Below are 1,430 nucleotides of genomic sequence, written 5' to 3' on the forward strand. Positions count from 1 at the left end.
CTCTCCTGATCGCTAAGTAGCTGACTTCATGCCACAACCCGAAGCCCGGATGCGTGCAGGCCGGTGTGAGCGTGGTCTCATTCGCCGGTTGACCGTGACAAGCGGAGAGGTGACATTCACTGTGCGTTGCGCGCCGCGCTTCGATTACGCTCGCCATAGCCCTGAGGTCGCAGCCACTGAAGGCGGCGTATGCTTCAAAGGCGAAGAACTGTCCTTATCCCTTTTTGCCTCCATTCCGCTTGACTCACATGCAGCGGAAGCGACTGCACGCTTTACGCTGTCGAAAGGGGAGAGTGCATGGTTCGTCTTGGGCGAAAGTACCATGCCACCACCCGATGATGCCCTTGTGTCGTCGTTGATAGAGGAAACGATCAAGGCGTGGCGCTCGTGGCATGACAAATCGACCTACAATGGGCGTTGGCGTGAGCACGTGCTTCGTTCCGCGCTCGCATTGAAGCTTCTAACCTCGGCTCGNCGTGGCGCTCGTGGCATGACAAATCGACCTACAATGGGCGTTGGCGTGAGCACGTGCTTCGTTCCGCGCTCGCATTGAAGCTTCTAACCTCGGCTCGTCACGGTTCGATAGCAGCCGCAGCTACTTTCTCTTTGCCTGAGGCGCTAGGGTCAGAACGCAACTGGGACTATCGGGCGACCTGGATCCGTGACGCCTCATTTACTGTCTATGCCTTCATGCGGCTTGGCTTTGTCGAAGAAGCAGAGCACTTCAATCAATGGGTCAGCGCGCGTGTTGCGAAGTGTGACCGTTCTTCTCCATTGCGCATTATGTACGCGCTTGACGGGTCGGCTATGGCCGATGAATCAGAGCTACCGCATCTTGCAGGTTACGCTGAGAGCCGACCGTTGCGGATCGGCAATACAGCTGACGGGTCGGCTATGGCCGATGAATCAGAGCTACCGCATCTTGCAGGTTACGCTGAGAGCCGACCGTTGCGGATCGGCAATACAGCTCATGCGCAGACGCAGTTGGACATCTTTGGTGAACTTCTCGACAGTGTCTATCTATCCAACAAGTATGGATCTGCAATCAGCCATGACGGCTGGGAGCATGTCCGGACTATCGTCGATCATGTGATCGACCATTGGCAGGAGCCAGACGCCGGCATTTGGGAAATCCGCTCGAAGCCTCGCCATTTTCTTCATTCCCGGTTGATGTGCTGGGTTGCGCTCGACCGGGCAATTCGGCTCGCCAAAAAGCGATCGCTTGGCTCTCCTCTGCTGGCCTGGACCGAAACCCGTGACGCGATAGCCAGTGACATCTGGGATAACTTCCGCCATCCCGAGAACGGCTATTTTGTGCAGGAGCGCGGTGGAACTGAACTTGATGCGGCTCTCCTGATGATGCCGCTCGTCCGGTTTGTTTCGTCAAGCGATCCTGTCTGGCTCAAGACGCTTGATGCAATAGGAGAACA

At 56.6% G+C, this 1,430-nt stretch carries 1 protein-coding gene; it reads left to right on the forward strand.

The features are described from left to right. Positions 1-528: 528 nt before the first annotated feature. Positions 529-1,430: glycoside hydrolase family 15 protein (locus tag ASD54_RS12025; RefSeq protein ID WP_244484748.1), on the forward strand; the 902-nt coding region annotated here is incomplete at its 3' end.

The sequence above is a fragment of the Rhizobium sp. Root149 genome (genome assembly GCF_001427345.1).
Classification (GTDB): Bacteria; Pseudomonadota; Alphaproteobacteria; order Rhizobiales; family Rhizobiaceae; genus Neorhizobium; species Neorhizobium rhizoryzae.